General features: G+C 40.6%; 21 protein-coding genes. 2 read left to right on the top strand and 19 right to left on the bottom strand.

Features of this window, described 5'->3' with window-relative positions:
* Positions 1 to 106: 106 nt before the first annotated feature.
* The 19 genes from EFA47_RS19660 to guaA form a co-directional block, all read right to left on the bottom strand.
* On the bottom strand, positions 107 to 265 hold the full coding sequence (locus EFA47_RS19660; RefSeq protein ID WP_164690077.1) for a Maff2 family mobile element protein: 159 nt from the start codon (positions 263 to 265) through the stop codon (positions 107 to 109).
* A gap of 121 nt (positions 266 to 386) precedes the next feature.
* On the bottom strand, positions 387 to 2,246 hold the full coding sequence (locus EFA47_RS19655; RefSeq protein ID WP_330512253.1) for a VirD4-like conjugal transfer protein, CD1115 family: 1,860 nt from the start codon (positions 2,244 to 2,246) through the stop codon (positions 387 to 389).
* A gap of 23 nt (positions 2,247 to 2,269) precedes the next feature.
* The gene (locus tag EFA47_RS19650; RefSeq protein ID WP_026650181.1) at positions 2,270 to 2,761 is read right to left on the bottom strand and encodes a PcfB family protein; all 492 of its coding nucleotides are present in this window, start codon (positions 2,759 to 2,761) and stop codon (positions 2,270 to 2,272) included.
* A gap of 70 nt (positions 2,762 to 2,831) precedes the next feature.
* Complete coding sequence (locus tag EFA47_RS19645) at positions 2,832 to 3,584, bottom strand: phage antirepressor KilAC domain-containing protein (protein WP_226852932.1); 753 nt, start codon at positions 3,582 to 3,584, stop codon at positions 2,832 to 2,834.
* The gene (locus tag EFA47_RS19640; RefSeq protein WP_026650179.1) at positions 3,553 to 4,002 is read right to left on the bottom strand and encodes a hypothetical protein; all 450 of its coding nucleotides are present in this window, start codon (positions 4,000 to 4,002) and stop codon (positions 3,553 to 3,555) included. Before EFA47_RS19640 ends, EFA47_RS19645 begins: the two co-directional genes overlap by 32 nt.
* 13 nt (positions 4,003 to 4,015) lie before the next feature.
* Positions 4,016 to 4,426: a single-stranded DNA-binding protein gene (locus EFA47_RS19635; RefSeq protein ID WP_122644848.1), complete on the bottom strand. Its 411-nt coding sequence runs from the start codon at positions 4,424 to 4,426 to the stop codon at positions 4,016 to 4,018.
* A 619-nt stretch (positions 4,427 to 5,045) separates the two neighbouring features.
* Complete coding sequence (locus EFA47_RS19630; RefSeq protein WP_009300563.1) at positions 5,046 to 5,255, bottom strand: DUF6219 family protein; 210 nt, start codon at positions 5,253 to 5,255, stop codon at positions 5,046 to 5,048.
* A 75-nt stretch (positions 5,256 to 5,330) separates the two neighbouring features.
* On the bottom strand, positions 5,331 to 5,855 hold the full coding sequence (locus EFA47_RS19625) for a flavodoxin family protein (protein ID WP_008119059.1): 525 nt from the start codon (positions 5,853 to 5,855) through the stop codon (positions 5,331 to 5,333).
* A gap of 24 nt (positions 5,856 to 5,879) precedes the next feature.
* Complete coding sequence (locus tag EFA47_RS19620; RefSeq protein WP_122644847.1) at positions 5,880 to 6,437, bottom strand: hypothetical protein; 558 nt, start codon at positions 6,435 to 6,437, stop codon at positions 5,880 to 5,882.
* A gap of 45 nt (positions 6,438 to 6,482) precedes the next feature.
* Positions 6,483 to 6,788, bottom strand: coding sequence for a hypothetical protein (locus EFA47_RS19615; protein ID WP_028087788.1), 306 nt, complete (start codon positions 6,786 to 6,788; stop codon positions 6,483 to 6,485).
* Between the two features lie 105 nt (positions 6,789 to 6,893).
* A complete protein-coding gene (locus EFA47_RS19610; protein WP_122644846.1) occupies positions 6,894 to 7,988 on the bottom strand; it encodes a DUF6017 domain-containing protein in 1,095 nt (364 codons plus the stop codon).
* A gap of 24 nt (positions 7,989 to 8,012) precedes the next feature.
* Positions 8,013 to 8,879, bottom strand: a complete 867-nt coding sequence (locus EFA47_RS19605) for a ParB/RepB/Spo0J family partition protein (protein ID WP_122644845.1) — start codon at positions 8,877 to 8,879, stop codon at positions 8,013 to 8,015.
* A complete protein-coding gene (locus EFA47_RS19600) occupies positions 8,869 to 9,675 on the bottom strand; it encodes a ParA family protein (RefSeq protein WP_026650281.1) in 807 nt (268 codons plus the stop codon). Before EFA47_RS19600 ends, EFA47_RS19605 begins: the two co-directional genes overlap by 11 nt.
* Positions 9,647 to 10,039, bottom strand: a complete 393-nt coding sequence (locus EFA47_RS19595; RefSeq protein ID WP_044925303.1) for a plasmid mobilization protein — start codon at positions 10,037 to 10,039, stop codon at positions 9,647 to 9,649. The genes EFA47_RS19600 and EFA47_RS19595 overlap by 29 nt, the downstream gene beginning before the upstream one ends.
* 3 nt (positions 10,040 to 10,042) lie before the next feature.
* Entirely contained in the window at positions 10,043 to 11,122 is a 1,080-nt protein-coding gene (locus EFA47_RS19590) for a site-specific integrase (RefSeq protein ID WP_024854000.1), read from the bottom strand.
* 2 nt (positions 11,123 to 11,124) lie between these two features.
* On the bottom strand, positions 11,125 to 11,322 hold the full coding sequence (locus EFA47_RS19585; protein ID WP_024853999.1) for a MerR family transcriptional regulator: 198 nt from the start codon (positions 11,320 to 11,322) through the stop codon (positions 11,125 to 11,127).
* A complete protein-coding gene (locus tag EFA47_RS19580; protein ID WP_008393122.1) occupies positions 11,319 to 11,537 on the bottom strand; it encodes a hypothetical protein in 219 nt (72 codons plus the stop codon). Before EFA47_RS19580 ends, EFA47_RS19585 begins: the two co-directional genes overlap by 4 nt.
* Positions 11,530 to 11,757: a hypothetical protein gene (locus EFA47_RS19575; RefSeq protein ID WP_008705329.1), complete on the bottom strand. Its 228-nt coding sequence runs from the start codon at positions 11,755 to 11,757 to the stop codon at positions 11,530 to 11,532. The genes EFA47_RS19580 and EFA47_RS19575 overlap by 8 nt, the downstream gene beginning before the upstream one ends.
* A gap of 426 nt (positions 11,758 to 12,183) precedes the next feature.
* Positions 12,184 to 13,476, bottom strand: a complete 1,293-nt coding sequence (gene guaA / locus EFA47_RS19570; RefSeq protein ID WP_122644844.1) for a glutamine-hydrolyzing GMP synthase — start codon at positions 13,474 to 13,476, stop codon at positions 12,184 to 12,186.
* Positions 13,477 to 13,619: 143 nt separating this feature from the next.
* On the opposite strand from guaA, the gene EFA47_RS19565 reads away from it, so the two are divergent.
* Both EFA47_RS19565 and EFA47_RS19560 read left to right on the top strand, forming a co-directional pair.
* Positions 13,620 to 14,519 (top strand): dipicolinate synthase subunit DpsA, encoded by a 900-nt coding sequence (locus tag EFA47_RS19565; protein WP_122644843.1) that lies wholly within the window; start codon positions 13,620 to 13,622, stop codon positions 14,517 to 14,519.
* 69 nt (positions 14,520 to 14,588) lie between these two features.
* Positions 14,589 to 15,167, top strand: coding sequence for a dipicolinate synthase subunit B (locus EFA47_RS19560; RefSeq protein ID WP_122644842.1), 579 nt, complete (start codon positions 14,589 to 14,591; stop codon positions 15,165 to 15,167).
* The last annotated feature ends 75 nt before the right edge of the window (positions 15,168 to 15,242 follow it).

The following is a 15,242-nucleotide window of genomic DNA, read 5'->3' as shown; positions in this document are numbered from 1 at the left end:
GTTCCTGTTCCCATTATATCAAAGTTCTTGCCATTCCACAAACATTTCTTGACACAACCGCCGGTTCCGTCTGGATTGTGCTTTTCCTTTCTTTTCTTGATTACATCTACTTAGCCATAAGCTGTTTGATGCCCTGGCTCTTAGCACCGGGATTGTCGTTTCCATATCCTTCCAGAAGGTTTACGACACCCCACACGCCAAGACCTGCGCCGATTGCGACTACAAGAGTTTTTAAAGTTGTAATTGCACTGCTAAAAAATGCCATATACATTCACCAAAACTGACTTCTTTCAGGTGTTTGCGGGAACGAAAATACACCGACTAAAAAGCCGGTGCACCTAGTGTCAGTTATTCCTTTCCTCATTATTTTCTGTTCATTCCCAAGGTTACTCCGACAGTTCTACATGAATTACTTCCACCTCTTCTTCAGATTTCGGTGTATACTGCGGATTTAACTCTTTCTCAACTTTGTACCGGTTCTTCTCGTTTTCATCTGCAAGAAGCCGATAGTTTTTGTGTTTCGTGATATCATATTTGTCCGAGAAAAATGGTCTGGCACCACGGATCTGCAGGATACATTTTCCTCCATCCATGACTGCAATCTCATCTTCAGTCATCAGCTGTTTACCTGTTTTCTGGTAATTCAATCCAAAAGACTTCTGATTACTCCTCGTCTCCGAAGTGTTATACAGGTCAATGGTTTCCTTACCCAGAAGCTCGCTCATTTCCTTTAAAGTAGTTTTCTCTTTTCCTCCAAGAAATAGTGTGGTATCACAGTTACCCAGAATAGTATCTGCACTATCCTTATACATTGCCTTTAGCTGACTCTGTGACTGCAAAATAATAGAAGCAGAGATTTCCCTGCTTCGGATGGTTGCAATCAGCTTGTCAAACTGAGGAATTTGTCCAATATTGGCAAACTCATCAGCAATGACACGCACATGAACTGGCAGTCTTCCACCATATTCATCATCTGCTTTGTCACAAAGCAGATTGAAAAGCTGTGACTGTAACATGGCAATCACAAAGTTAAATGTTGTATCTGTATCGGACATAATCAAAAACAAGGCTGTCTTCCTGTCCCCGATCTTATCCAGTTCCATTTCATCATAAGACATGATCTCACGAAGTTCTGCTATATCAAATGGTGCCAGCCTCGCACCACAGGAAATAAGAATACTTTTGGCTGTTTTGCCAGCCGCCATTTTGTATTTTTTATACTGTCTGACCGCAAAGTGCTGCGGATCTCTTTCTTCCAGTTCCTGGAACATCATATCCACTGGATTCTGGTAAGTTTCATCCTCTTCACGGGTTTCGCTTTCATTCAAAAGATCCAGAAGGGTATTCAGATTCTTTTCCTCTTCCTCCCCTTCATACCAGATAAAAGCAATCAATGCCGTGTACAACAGCTTCTCTGCTTTCACCCAAAAATCTTCGGAAGCTTTTTCCCCTTCGCCTTTGGTATTAACAATAATTGTTGTAACCAGCTTCAGGATATCTTTTTCAGACCGTATATAAGCAAATGGATTGTAATGAAGCGATTTGGAAAAGTTGATAGTATTCAGAACCTTAATCACATATGGTTCGTGTACCACTTTTCCTGATTTATCTTTCATAATATTTCCATTCTTATCTTTCTTAGGTGGTCCCTTTGCTAACATCTTCCCGCATTCCTCGATCAGAGTGCCTTTCGGATCTGTAATGACCATGGAACAGTTCATCTGCATGACTGACGGCTTAACGAAAAATCGAGTTTTTCCGGAACCACTGCCGCCAATGACCACTATATTTTTGTTTCTTGCATACTTTGGCTGTTTAGGTCTACTTTCCATAGTCAATGCTTCTGTTGCTGTTAATGGAATATTCATCCAGGGATCTTCCGACATATAAGGTTTAATATCCTCAGCGTTTCCCCATCTGGCTGAACCATACTCGATTCCTTTCCGGAGTTTCTTTGCATCTGACTGTTTCTGCCATACCAGTAATTTCAGAATGACAGCTGCTACAATTCCTGTCAGCATATCACGCCAGTTAAAACTTGGCTGCAATCCAGTAAGAATCCTGTCTGCATGTTCCATCGCATATAATAGCTTGTTCCCAATATCTTCTCCCAGACTGTTTCTGTAAAGAAATGATGCCCGATTTGTATAAAAAGCAGTTAAGATATATGGGATATTGGTAAGAACCAGTTTCTTTTTATCCAGGGCGGACAGCCTGACCCTGATCTTATTCTTCCATTTTTGCATCAGATTTTTACCGATTTGCTTTTTCATCGGCTCTGCTCCTGATGCCGGTTCTTTACTTTGTCCTTCGATTTCTTTGGCATCATTGCTCTGTAAGTTGCAAGACGCTTGTGAATAGAAGGCTTATTCGCTTTTTGAATCTGTTTCTGGGAAAACTCACGGAAAGCAGCATTGAGGGCATCCTGATCACGTCCTTTAAAAAACACCAGATACATCGGTGGATCTTTACTCTTATCTTTTTTCAAAGCATAATTGATCCCGTATTTTCTGGCATAACGTTCAAAGGACTTGATATTCTTATTTGTGATCTCGATATTGACCATCCCGGCATTTTGTTTTGCCAGCTCTTTTACCGTGACCTTTCCCTGTTTCGGCTGATTCTTCTTCGCTTTCTTCTCTACCGATTTCTGCTTCTGATGACGCAGATAAGCAGCAAGAACCTTTTTCAATAAATCTGCTGTTACTTTGGTAGTCCGAATGCAGAACGTGACCGTTTTCTGAGTTACCTCTTCCTGCATGATTTTCCCTCCTTTCAGCGATTTAACTGCTGTCCAGATCTGTAATCATGGCAACCACCTCCTTCATTCTTTACTCTTCCTCCGCACACAACGCTTTAAAAAATTCTTTTCCTTTTGGTGTAACCAATGTCTGTGAACCAAGATGTCCATTGTTAAAATAGTCTTTTACAATAAACAGATCATTGTTCTTCTCCACCGCATAGGGTAACAGCGTGCCGGATGGACTCCTATATAGAAATCCTCTATTTAAAAGAAGTTTCACAAATTTTCTTTCTGGAAATTCAATCTCTTTTGCCGTCGTTCGAATATTGGTGCATTCTCCTGTAATCATGAAATGATCATAATAATCTGCTTTTGGCTGCATATCCTTTACACGATTTTGCAATTCTCGATTTCGATTGTTTTCTGCCAAAAGTCTCTCGGCAAATTCCAAAAGAAGTTCCGGGTTATCTTTTACCCTGTCTAAAAGATCGGTCTCTAAATATCCGCCTGTTTTCCTAATAGCCGGAAGTACCTCATCAAATACCCACTTCTCAAAATTCTGTGCTGACTTTAAACGACTTTTTGTAATCAGCCGATATACATCTCCCTCTGGAATAAAAATCATTGGCTGTACCCCACCTGATGTAAGGACGCCCCGTTTCAGGGCCCCCTTGCAATGAACATTTATCGCATTTCTTGGTTTTGCATATCCCAAAGCAAATGCTACATCAATTCCAGAAAATAAAAGTCTGCCTCCATCTTCAATCATACGGATGGAACCAAACTCCGAATTGTGAAACTCTGTGATTTTATAATCCGTCTTCTCCATCCTCTTCTCCATCCTCTTCTCCTCCTGAACCGGCAAGTAACATCAAACCATTTTCAATGATTGTGCTCCTAATAAACTCTGCTACATTCACGGTTAAATAACCAAGATATTCTGCAAGGAAACTACTATATTCCTCTTCTGTCAACAATTCCTCCAGTGCTTCCAAATGAGCTGTCACTTTAGAAGTCTGCTTTCCGCCAAGCAGCTTGCCTAATATTTCTGTAAATTCCTCTGTGTCACATGACTCAAACATACATAAGATCATCTCCATTGTTGTTTCCAAAACCAAACGATCCATTTTCATTTGCGTCAGCTCTTCCATTGTTTTCATGGCAGTCATAAGCGCATCACTTGTCATATGTTCTGTATTGATTCTTCCTTCTGAATCAACCAATCCTATTGCAAATAATTCTAAAAAGTATTTTCTCATAAATCTTGTCCTCCTATCGAAATGGCATTTCTTGTTCAAGTTCTTCTGGTATATCGAATGGAATCTTCCTCTTCTCTGCTGGTTGAAATCCGTCAGATTCTTCTTTTTTTGTTTTGGCTTCTGCAAACTCTACATTATCCATAATGACTTCGGTATAATAGGATGCAGTTCCAGTCTGTTCATCTTTGATCTGAGAGATTACCAACTCTCCGGAAAGAGCAATCTTAATTCCTTTTTCAAGATATTTCTCCACAAATTCTGCATTATTTCCATAAGCTGTGATCATCACTACAAATGCTTTGCTTGTGCTATTTCTTTTTACTACCAGTGGAAACCTAGATACTTTGGTTTGTCCCTTTTGCGTAGATGTCAGCTTAGTTTCTGGATCTCTGGCAAGTCTACCCATTAAAACAATCGTATTCATTCTTTTTGTCCTCCCTTTCTTCCTGCAACACCCTTCCCTGGTATTTCAAACAGGATAATAATCTGTGCATTTTCTGCACGAAAAAATGAGGAATGGATTCGAACCATTCCCCACTTGCTACAGGATTTCTCCTGTAATATAAATAAGAAAATCTAAGTATTCACATTTGGGCTTTGTCTGTACATATACATCTGATCGTTATCATTCCAGATAACCCGGCTGTAAAAATACAGTCACAGTCTCTGTTTCAGCAGAGGTCCTGTACCCTTCGGTGGTATCATTATTGCTTCGCTCTTCCCATAGGAGTCTTCGCCTGCACGAGCCGGATTATCTCCGGTAAGCATGTTCCTCAAGATGTATCAGCTCCTTCAATTGTCAAGGTGCAATCGGAAGAACTGTCTGAACCTCTTTTACGTTTGTGATTTTTGGAAATCAGAGGATTTTCAATTTGCCTTCCATATACTCTGTATTGGGAGCGACAAAATCGGACATGATTTTAGAAATTTTTTGAAATTATTTTTTGAAGTGTAAAAAGATATAAAAAAAAGATGCCAGGATTTCTCCTGACACCATAGTGACTATGCCAACTTCGTGCCCACTGGGCACAAGGTTGATTGTATTATTCTTCATTTCCTAATGATATTGGTTCTTTCTTTGTTTTCTTGTTTTTAGATATCATCTTATGACCTGTGTAAATAGCCATAATCATACAAAGCAAAGAACTTGCCGCAAAATATTTATGGCTTGATTTTGAACCTTTATATCCGCTATAAAAAGTTCCTAGCATCGTTATCAATGCTCCGACAGACCAATATTCATGAGCTTTCATTCTAACATCTCCCTTTGTGTTAATTTTAATATGTACCGTTTGATGAAATATGCAAACAGGAATTTGGAACGTGCTTTATAAATTTTTTCCGATCCCCTCAAGTTCGTTCATGGAATCCTTGTTTTTTTCAAGTTCATCTCTGGCTGTTGCATAATATGATTTTTTGAAAAGCATATCCCATGAAAGATATTTTGCCATACAGTCAAACTGCTTATCAATCAGCTCATACTGGATACTGTCTACGGGAGAACCGCCTACAACAATCGTGCCAACTTTTTTATTTTTTAACTGCAATCCACGGCAGTAGCACTTATCAATGATAAGTTTCAATTGTGCTGACATTCCCCACCAATAAACTGGTGTAGCAAAAAGAATCATATCTGCGGCAGCAATTTTATCAATTGTAGGATTTGTATCATCCTTATCGACGCATCCCTTAGAGCATTGACAGACACCACATCCCTTGCATGGTGCAATGTTGAGTTTGTCAGGTTCAATGATTTCAATTTCATTCTTTTCTGATGCTCCTTTTATAAATGCATTGATTGCTGTCAGCGTGTTTCCTTTTCTGGCACTTCCATTAATGATTACAATTTTCATGCGTGTATCCTCCAACTTCCGATTTCATGATATCATTTCTAATACAGATTTTACCGTATTTTTCAGATTCAGTCCATCTTTTAATCCCAGTCGATAGAAAAATTCTTCTGTTTCTGCTCCACTGCTAAAAATTGCATTACAGTATTCCGTAATCACTTCTTCCTGTTCTTGGGATAACGTTTCCAGTAATTTCTGGTATTTCTTATCAATCTCACTTACTGGCTCTTTATCCTGCTTTAACTTCCATTCTGAATATGCTTTCCCCATATGCTCTGTAATTGTCAGATTCACAAATTCCTGCACTTCCTCGGATATGGTGCTCGCAGATTCCTGTTTATCTTTCTTTTTATCATTTGATTTTTCAAGTGCCGTGTCATCAATATAACGAATGATTTCTCGAATATTTGACTTCATCGACTGCAGATATCCTTTCATCAGCACAGCTACTTTTCTAGCATCCGATTTTTCGGTTTCTTTTTCCAGCATATAAAACTCTTCCAGTTCTTTCAGAATATCCATCCCTGCTTTCATCTGAAATTCCACCTCAAGCAAATCATCCATCACTTTATATAATTCTTCCATTGTTTATTTCTGCCTTTCCATATAGCGCCACTATATTTTCCACAATCATCCAAAAATAAATTCCTGTAATCCACATTTCACAACTTCAATTACTGCAACTATCCCCATACCGATATGTGGGAGTAGAACAAACACTACTGTCGTAATAATCGCTGATTTCATTGTCCAGTCCGTACTGATTCCAAACCCAATACTCAAAACTTCTGTCACAACAGAGATTCCGGCTATCAGATAGCAGAATCCAGCAGATAACCCAACCAGGAACACCAGCACAATATTCACCGCTGCAAGTACCAGCCAAACAGGAGCTGCAATAATTCGAAATGGCAGTTTTATCATAAATCTCAACATAATTCTTCCTCCTACTTTGTGCCCAGTGGACACAAGGTTATTTTAGCATATCTGCCAGATATGACTATCTCTTTTTAAACTTCGTGCCCAGTGGGCACAAAGTTCTTACCTGTCTGGAATATCCTTCCCCCAGTACATGTCATGTCGAACTTCAGCATCATAAAACTGATTGATTGTTGCAGGAGCGTTATACAATACCGTCAGCATATACTGCCGGATATTCTTCACTTTGCTTGTACTCCTGTCAAGACTGAAAAACACATACTGGATGTGTTCATACCCGACTTTGAGCAAACGGCTCTTGACCACTTGTGTAGGCACAGCTTCCCCATTGATCTGTTGATATGTCTTTGTCGAACATATTGCATCCAGCATCAGCTCTACCAGCTCTTCTACTCGTCCAGTTCCATAGCTCTGACAAAGGGTCTCATATTCGATATTATCATGAATTAACTGTCGATACTCATTTCTCTCCTGTATCCTATCTCTCCCTTTCTCTTGTTCAGATAGATATTGATAAGATTCATTCTCACTAAATTCAGTATAATTATATTCAGTATTATTACAGTTTGTTTTTGAAACTTCTTGAAGTTTGTTTTCTAAACTTCTTGAAGTTTGTTTTTCAAACTCCTTGAAGTTTGTTTTTGAAACTTCTTGAAGTTTATTTTTCAAACTTCCTGAAGTTTGTTTTTCAAACTTCTGTGTATTTACGGGCTTTTCCGGCTCTTTTTTCGCATATTCTTCTATTTCTGTCTCTGTATTTTCTTTTCTCTCTGCTACATTTTCCGGTGTTTCTTCCGAATCAAAGATTGCTGGCTCATCTGGATATTCTGTCAGGCTGAAATTTTTCACGTAAATAACATTTGTTTTTCCAAGTCCGATTCGCCTCTTCTCAATCAATCCAATCCCTTTTTCCTGATCCAGCTCTTTTAGACAATTCACAGCCTTATTCCTGCCACAGTTAAGCATTTCCATAATCTCTTCCACCGAAAAGAAAATATATGCCCTGTCCTCTTCATCAAACCACCGGTTCTTGATGGACAGTGACATCCGGTCTAACATCAGTCCGTACAGCACCTTTGCTTCGCAGGAGAGATTTTTAAAATATTCACTTGTAAACAGCAGTTTGGGAATACGATAAAAACTGTACATATCGCATTCCATTCCTTGAAAATAATGGAATGTTGCTCTTATACTCATGACACATCCCTCCCTTCGTACTTATCAATGATTCTGATTGCTCCATTCCTCCAAAAGCTGACATATAACAGTCCGTATCTTCTGTTCATCATACTCTGGAGGAAAATACTTCTTAATTTCACCCTGTTTTAATGTTACCGTTGTTTTCTTTTTACGCTCTCCTATAACCAGGAGCCGCACAATCTCTTTTGTCAGCGTTTTTTCTTCTCGATGTTGCCTTATTTTTTTTGCCTGTTCCAGACTTGGATATTTTCCGGTACTCTCATGCACTTCCTCCACCATCTCCTGTTCTGGAACCGTAAGGTAGGAAAGCTCTACACCTACCTGCAATCCGATCACATCACGATCTACTGCGTTTAATAGGTCATTCATCAGATAAGTAAGCCGGATATAGCGATACACCTGCCTTGCACTGTCATTTGCGTTCTTTCCAATGTCTTTCGCACTGATACCGCCTGATGTTCCCTGATGATTCATTGCTTCCATCTTCATACGGTAAGCATATGCCTTTTCACTTGGGAGTATATTAGGTCTCTGCAGATTGCTGTCTACCATCGCACGGACAGCTGTATCTTGATCCATATTTCTGATAATAACCGGAACCTCTTTAAGACCAGCAAGTTGTGCCGCATGTCTCCTTCTGTGACCGGCGATGATTTCATATTCACCATCACCCAGCGGTCGTACCAGTAATGCTGTAAGAATTCCCTCTTCTTTCACACTTTCCACCAGTTCCGCCATTGCCTCATCATCATTTACTTGAAATGGATGGTTCTCGAAAGAATGTAAATGCTCAAGTGAAACCTGCTGGATATCGTTCGTTTCTTCTCCTCCTCCAAGTAATTCATCATAAGATGTCAGTTTTATCTTCGATGCACTTCTACCTTTCATCCAAAAGCACCTCCTGTGTCATCTGCCAATATGCAGCCGCTACTTTTCCTTTTGGATCATGCTCAAATATGCTGATTCCTTCCGCACTGATTTCAGCTGCTCGTACTGAAAATGGAATACTCTGTGGAAAAATCTTAATCTGGTTTCCATATGTATCAAAAATCAGATCAGATATATCTCTTGCATAGTTCGTTCGGTTATCCACCATTGTGATCAATATACCTCCAATTTTCAGTTGTTTGTTAAGCTGTCTTCGCACCTTTCCTATCGTCCGTATCAGCTGTTCTAGACCCTTTACAGGAAGATAAGCCGCCTGGACAGGTATAATAACTGCATCGACACTGGCAAGTGCATTGATCGTCAGCATTCCAAGTGATGGCATACAGTCAATCAATATATAGTCGTATTCTTCTCTCATTCTTTCTATATATTGTTTTAAGACAAGTTCCCTGCTCATAATATTTACAAGTGAAACTTCCATTCCAGAGAGTTCGATGTTTGCCGGAATCAAATCAATTCCTTCCTGGTGATGTAAAATTCCCAGTGTATTTTCAAATAGTTCATCTTCTACAATCTTTGTCAGAATAGTAGCCAGTGTGATTGGTAATTCATCTGGGTTATGATACCCAAGACTTGCTGTCATACTTCCCTGCGGATCATTGTCAATCACAAGCACTTTCTTCCCTGCTTTTGCAAGTCCGACTGCCAGATTCACGCAACTTGTTGTCTTGCCAACCCCGCCTTTTTGTGAACACAATGCCAGCACTTTACAATCCTTCATTACTTTCTCTTCCATCCTTTTTATCCTCCCATAAATAACTTGAACCTTTCAGCATCCATAATGCTGCTTCCAAAAATGCAAGATACCGTTCTGTCATACTATCAAGAACCGGTTCTGAAATAACTGGTTTTTCAGACTTCAAATCTTTTGCCACATCCTCCAAAACCAAACTCATTTCCTTCATTTCTGACCGGATAATCTCAATTGTTTCTTTCTTTCCAACAACACATACATGATTGTAAATGCATGATCGGACGATATAATCCTGTTTTTTCATTCCGCTCACTTTCACTCGTTCTTCAATTGTTGCTTTTTCATAAGAATTCACCCGAAAAGAAATGGTCGTTGTGTTGTGTTTTCCATGTCTGTCACCAGCCATCGCTTATTCCTCCTCTTCCTCATGTTTCTTATCTAGCAAACCTGCTAATTTACTCTGTGTAGACGGATACAGATGTGAATAAGTGTTCAACGTGGTTTCCACCTTTTCATGTCCAAGGCGTTCTGCAATCTCCAATGGAGCCACCCCCATATCAACCAGCATACTGGCATGGGAATGGCGGAGATCATGAAGTCGTATCCGCTTTACACCAGACCGCTCGATTCCGGTAGCCATACAATGTTCCATATGCGATTTGGTAAACCGAAAAAGTCTTTCCTTTTTCATAATTCCATACAAATGACTGCAATACTCCCGAAATTCCTCTGCAAGAAAATCCGGCATCGTAATCACACGGATACTCTTTGGAGTTTTCGGCTGCGTGATCATATCCTTTCCTTTCAGTCTCTGATAAGATTTATTGATTGATATGGTTTTCTCTTCAAGATTGATGTCATTATAAGTAAGTGCAAGCAATTCACCGATACGCATTCCGGTCCAGTACAACAAAAGAAACGCCATTCTTGTCTCCGGCTTATCACTTACTGTCTCCAGAAAAGCATTGAACTCTTCCTGCATCCAGAAGTCCTTCGGTTCTCCTTTACTCTTGCCAATCGCTCCTGCCTTCCTGCAGGGATTATCCTGCAGGTTATAATACCGCATTGCATAATTGAAGATTGCAGTCAGCTGGCAGTTCACTGTTTTCAGATAAGTAGGAGAATATCCTTTTCCATTCTTATCCTTATACGTCAGCAACTCATTCTGCCATGCACGGACGTCTGCCACCGTAATTTCACTGAGAATCTTCTTTTCAAAATAAGGCTTGATTTTCAGGTCAATAATATATCGCTTCGTGTACATAGTGTTTTCTCTGAGACGGACATCCATATCTTTGTAATAAATCTCCAGAAAATTTCCAAATTCAATATCCACACCCTGGCTCTGCTGTTGCAGGAAATCTCTTTCCCATTCCTTAGCTTCACCCTTGGTCCTGAATCCTCTTTTCTGTTTTCTTTTCCGATTTCCCTGCCAGTCTTTGTAATAGACCTGTACTTTCCAGTTTTTTCCTTCTTTGTAAACCCCCATTGCTAATCCTCGACTTTCATGCCATAAATCTTTTCTGCCAGGAATTTCGTAGAGATTTTTCCAGCTACTACAATATAGCCTTTTGCCTTCAATTCTTTGTTGTATTCTCGCATCAGACTATATGCATAAGTTTTTGAAACTCCAAGAATTGCACACACATCATCCACATCCATATACATTTTTTCCTGCATCATACTCATACCGCTTTATCCTCCTTCAAATACTGCTCAACATGTTCCAGACCATAGATCTTGTCCTCTACATAGCGGGTTGGCACCCGACCGAGAATCACATAATAGTTCTTGCTTGCCAGATCGGCATTCATTCTTTCCACTACCCGGTAAGCAAACGAAACTGATAATCCAAAGAGTTCTGCAATGTCTTCCACTGATAAATACATTTTTCTCTTACGCATGAAACCATTCCTTTCCCTCTTCCTGTGGAATCTCACAAGTATCTTCTACTCCGTAGAAACGCTTCACAAAATACTTTGTCGGAACTTTTCCTCTAAGCGTCAGGTAGCCCTGTTCTTCCAGTTCCTTGTTCAGATTTCCGATGATTTCATAAGCCGATGTCTGTTTTACTTCCAGAAGTTCACATATATCGGCTGCCTTTAAAAATAATTTATTCTGCATAATCAGTACCTCCTGTGTTTTGAATATTTATCTCTTCATATACTCTGTACTGGCAGATGCAAAATCGGACATCATTTTCCGAAATTTATCAAATTTTCTTGTTTTTTAATTCTCCATCAGTGTGATTACTGTGTCATGGAGTTTAAGCTCATCGAAAGTAAAGAACCTTTCTGTGGTATCTGTTTTCTAAATGCAGGCAACAAAAAAACAGTCTGCCTTGACGAAAATCACTTCAATCAAAACAAACTGTTCTTCATATTTACTCTAATTTTATTTTATGAGAATAACCGATTTCACGAAATTTGCAGGTGAATCTGGAATATAAACAAGAGAAAAAAATAATTTTTAAACTCCATTTGCACTCCATTTGGTCTTTTCGACACCCCGCAAAGCCTTTATTTATGGGCTTTTCCGCGATTTTTCAAGCTACTCGAACTCAATCGTCGCCGGTGGCTTAGGAGACATATCATAGCACACTCTATTCACATTCCCCACTTCCTCCAGTATCCTCTTTGTTATTTTATCAAGCACTTCCCAATCTACCTTTTCCACATCTGCCGTCATAGCATCAATGGTATTGATGGCCCTCACAATCACCATATACTCGAAACATCTTTCATGGTTTTTCATACCCACAGATTTAAAATCTGGCACTACTGTAAAGTATTGCCATACCTTCTTATCAAGTCCTGCTTTTTCAAATTCTTCCCTCAAAATTGCATCTGACTCCCGTACTGCCTCAAGCCTGTCTCTTGTAATGGCGCCAAGGCAGCGGACTCCTAATCCAGGCCCAGGGAATGGCTGGCGGTATACCATATGTGCCGGCAGGCCAAGCTCGATTCCACATGCGCGAACCTCATCTTTAAAAAGCTGCTTTAAGGGTTCCACCAGCTCAAATTGCAGATCTTCCGGCAGGCCTCCAACATTATGATGGGACTTTACCATTTTCGCCGTCTTTGTCCCACTCTCAATAATATCTGGGTAAATAGTTCCCTGGCCCAGAAAATCTATGCCATCCAGTTTTCTAGCCTCTTCCTCAAATACACGTATAAACTCCCCGCCTATTATTTTACGCTTCTCCTCAGGGTCTGCAACTCCTGCCAGTTTACCTAGAAATCTCTCAGTGGCGTCCACATATACTAAATTAGCATGCAGCTGATTTTTAAAAACTTCTACAACACTCTCAGACTCATTTTTGCGCATCAGGCCATGGTTTACATGGACACATACCAGCTGCTGCCCAATTGCTTTTAACAGCAGGGCCGCTACGACTGATGAGTCCACGCCCCCTGAAAGTGCCAGCAGTACTTTGCGGCCCCCCACCTGGCGTCTGATTAATTCTGCCTGGTCTTCCACAAAATTCTTCATGTTCCAATTTGGTTCTGCCCCGCACTGCCCAAATACAAATTCTTTCAGCCTCTCATCGTCCGGCAGGTTCTCATATTGTTTTTCACATCTGGATGTAGGATGGTCCACTGAAATCATGGGATAACCAGACTCATAAAGTTCTGCCCGCACATCCACAGCCTGCCCGTCTACAATACGGTTTTCTCCTCCATTTAAAATAATTCCTTTTACATTTTCCAGTGCATGGATCTCATCCACAGTTATATCATGGGGATGAATTTCACTATATACCCCAAGGCTGCGGATTTGACGTGCAAGCACTGTATTATTCGTGCCTCCCATGTCCAAAATGACAATCATATCCTGCTTCATTCGTATACCTCTCTTTTACTTTTCTTCTATATATTTTCTATTATAGCCGAACCTTTAGAGATTTTCCATTAGCTAAATAAAAATAACACACATTTTTCTGCCCGCATATAATAAATAAAATTGTTTACTTCTGGAGTTCTTAAATGGAAGATACACTATATGATTTTACAGTAGTCGGGGGAGATATGCGCCAGGTATATCTGGCTGAGGAACTGGCCCACCACCAAAACCATGTCTGCCATTATGCACTGTGCTCTGCGCCAAAAGAATGTCACTGCTCTGATGCCTCGGTGGTCAATGCCGCAGATTCGCTGGAAGAAGCTCTTAACTCTGCCCCGTGTGTTATCTGCCCCGTCCCCTTTTGCAAGGCTGGCGGCTCTGCTGTAAATATCACTACAATACATGAGAATATTTCCCCAGATGTTCTAGTTGACCTCCTTACCCCAGGACAATATTTCTTTGCCGGCTGTATACCAGAAAATTTACTGGCAAAAGCAAAAGAGCGGGGAGTCCGCGTATATGACCTTATGGAAGACTTACCTCTGGCCTATTATAACAGTATCGCCACAGCGGAAGGCGCCATATGTGAAGCCATCCTAAGAAGTCCGAGAAACCTCCACAAAAGCCACTGTGCTGTGCTAGGCTGCGGCAAATGCGGGAGCACGCTTCTTCAATATCTAAAAGGTATGTTCTGCCAAGTTTATGCTGCGTCTGACTCAGTTGAGGAAAGGGCCCGGGCCTCCATCATTGCTGATCGGACGGGAAACCTGAGAGAGTTTAGGCAGCATGCCGGAACTTTTGATTTTATCTTTAACACAGTACCGGCCCCAGTTTTACCCTCTCATATTTTACGCCAGATGAAAGACACCGTGACAATTATAGACATTGCTTCCTCACCTGGAGGCGTAGATTTCCAGGCCGCCCAAGAGTTTGGAATTAACGCGGTACTCTGCCCCGGCCTTCCTGGGAAATATGCACCTGCTTCCTCTGCAGAGGCAATTAGAAAAGTGATTGAGTCTGCCGCAGCTTCCGGCAGACAATGACCCCATTCACTAATCTCATGAACTATGTTACCTGTTATCCAACCCCTCATAACCAAAGGAGTGATTATCATGTCTTTAAAAGGTAAAAATATTGGAGTAGCTTTTACAGGCTCCTTCTGTACGTTTGAAAAAGTTTTCACGGAACTTCAGAAACTGGCAGAGGAAGGCGCTGTTGTACAGACTGTCTTTTCAGACGCCGCACAGACTATAGACAGCCGTTTTGGTAAGGCTGCAGACTTTATTGCAAAAGCAGAGAAAATCACAGGGATACGTCCTATGACCACAATCTCCGAGGCCGAGCCTATTGGACCGGGCAGTCTGCTGGATATCCTTGTTTTATTCCCATGCACAGGCAACACTATAGCTAAACTTGCCAATGGCATAACAGATACCCCTGCACTGATGGCTGCGAAAGCACACCTTAGAAACAACAAGCCGCTTTTGATTTCTGTTTCCACCAATGATGCACTGGGTATGAATATGAAAAATATCGGACTTCTTCTTAACGCCAAAAATATATATTTCATCCCCTTTGGGCAGGATAATCCATCTAAAAAACCTAATTCTATGGTTGCCCACACAGAACTTCTGGTTCCTTCCATAGAAGCTGCCTTAGCAGGCAGACAGCTTCAGCCTGTTATATGTTAACCTGCAGTCCTAAACCAATACCCCCTTACCTTTAGGTGGACTGACAACAACCCGTGAAATTAAATATTAAAGGAG

It is taken from the genome of Luxibacter massiliensis, assembly GCF_900604355.1.
Lineage (GTDB): Bacteria > Bacillota > Clostridia > Lachnospirales > Lachnospiraceae > Luxibacter > Luxibacter massiliensis.
The sequence above is the reverse complement of the archived record's forward strand: the minus strand, read 5'-3'. Positions and strand labels throughout refer to the sequence as shown.

Bases quoted from the DNA above. Each gene is read 5' to 3' on its own strand.
- EFA47_RS19635 (WP_122644848.1), bottom strand. From the start codon at position 4,426: ATGAATACGATTGTTTTAATGGGTAGACTTGCCAGAGATCCAGAAACT.
- EFA47_RS19600 (WP_026650281.1), bottom strand. From the start codon at position 9,675: ATGGAAGAGAAAGTAATGAAGGATTGTAAAGTGCTGGCATTGTGTTCA.
- EFA47_RS19625 (WP_008119059.1), bottom strand. From the start codon at position 5,855: ATGAAAATTGTAATCATTAATGGAAGTGCCAGAAAAGGAAACACGCTG.
- EFA47_RS19595 (WP_044925303.1), bottom strand. From the start codon at position 10,039: ATGGCTGGTGACAGACATGGAAAACACAACACAACGACCATTTCTTTT.
- EFA47_RS19640 (WP_026650179.1), bottom strand. From the start codon at position 4,002: ATGAGAAAATACTTTTTAGAATTATTTGCAATAGGATTGGTTGATTCA.
- EFA47_RS19565 (WP_122644843.1), top strand. From the start codon at position 13,620: ATGGAAGATACACTATATGATTTTACAGTAGTCGGGGGAGATATGCGC.
- EFA47_RS19620 (WP_122644847.1), bottom strand. From the start codon at position 6,437: ATGGAAGAATTATATAAAGTGATGGATGATTTGCTTGAGGTGGAATTT.
- EFA47_RS19560 (WP_122644842.1), top strand. From the start codon at position 14,589: ATGTCTTTAAAAGGTAAAAATATTGGAGTAGCTTTTACAGGCTCCTTC.
- EFA47_RS19590 (WP_024854000.1), bottom strand. From the start codon at position 11,122: ATGGGGGTTTACAAAGAAGGAAAAAACTGGAAAGTACAGGTCTATTAC.
- EFA47_RS19650 (WP_026650181.1), bottom strand. From the start codon at position 2,761: ATGCAGGAAGAGGTAACTCAGAAAACGGTCACGTTCTGCATTCGGACT.
- EFA47_RS19575 (WP_008705329.1), bottom strand. From the start codon at position 11,757: ATGCAGAATAAATTATTTTTAAAGGCAGCCGATATATGTGAACTTCTG.
- EFA47_RS19580 (WP_008393122.1), bottom strand. From the start codon at position 11,537: ATGCGTAAGAGAAAAATGTATTTATCAGTGGAAGACATTGCAGAACTC.
- guaA (WP_122644844.1), bottom strand. From the start codon at position 13,476: ATGAAGCAGGATATGATTGTCATTTTGGACATGGGAGGCACGAATAAT.
- EFA47_RS19615 (WP_028087788.1), bottom strand. From the start codon at position 6,788: ATGTTGAGATTTATGATAAAACTGCCATTTCGAATTATTGCAGCTCCT.
- EFA47_RS19655 (WP_330512253.1), bottom strand. From the start codon at position 2,246: ATGCAAAAATGGAAGAATAAGATCAGGGTCAGGCTGTCCGCCCTGGAT.
- EFA47_RS19610 (WP_122644846.1), bottom strand. From the start codon at position 7,988: ATGAGTATAAGAGCAACATTCCATTATTTTCAAGGAATGGAATGCGAT.
- EFA47_RS19660 (WP_164690077.1), bottom strand. From the start codon at position 265: ATGGCATTTTTTAGCAGTGCAATTACAACTTTAAAAACTCTTGTAGTC.
- EFA47_RS19605 (WP_122644845.1), bottom strand. From the start codon at position 8,879: ATGAAAGGTAGAAGTGCATCGAAGATAAAACTGACATCTTATGATGAA.
- EFA47_RS19630 (WP_009300563.1), bottom strand. From the start codon at position 5,255: ATGAAAGCTCATGAATATTGGTCTGTCGGAGCATTGATAACGATGCTA.
- EFA47_RS19585 (WP_024853999.1), bottom strand. From the start codon at position 11,322: ATGAGTATGATGCAGGAAAAAATGTATATGGATGTGGATGATGTGTGT.
- EFA47_RS19645 (WP_226852932.1), bottom strand. From the start codon at position 3,584: ATGGAGAAGAGGATGGAGAAGACGGATTATAAAATCACAGAGTTTCAC.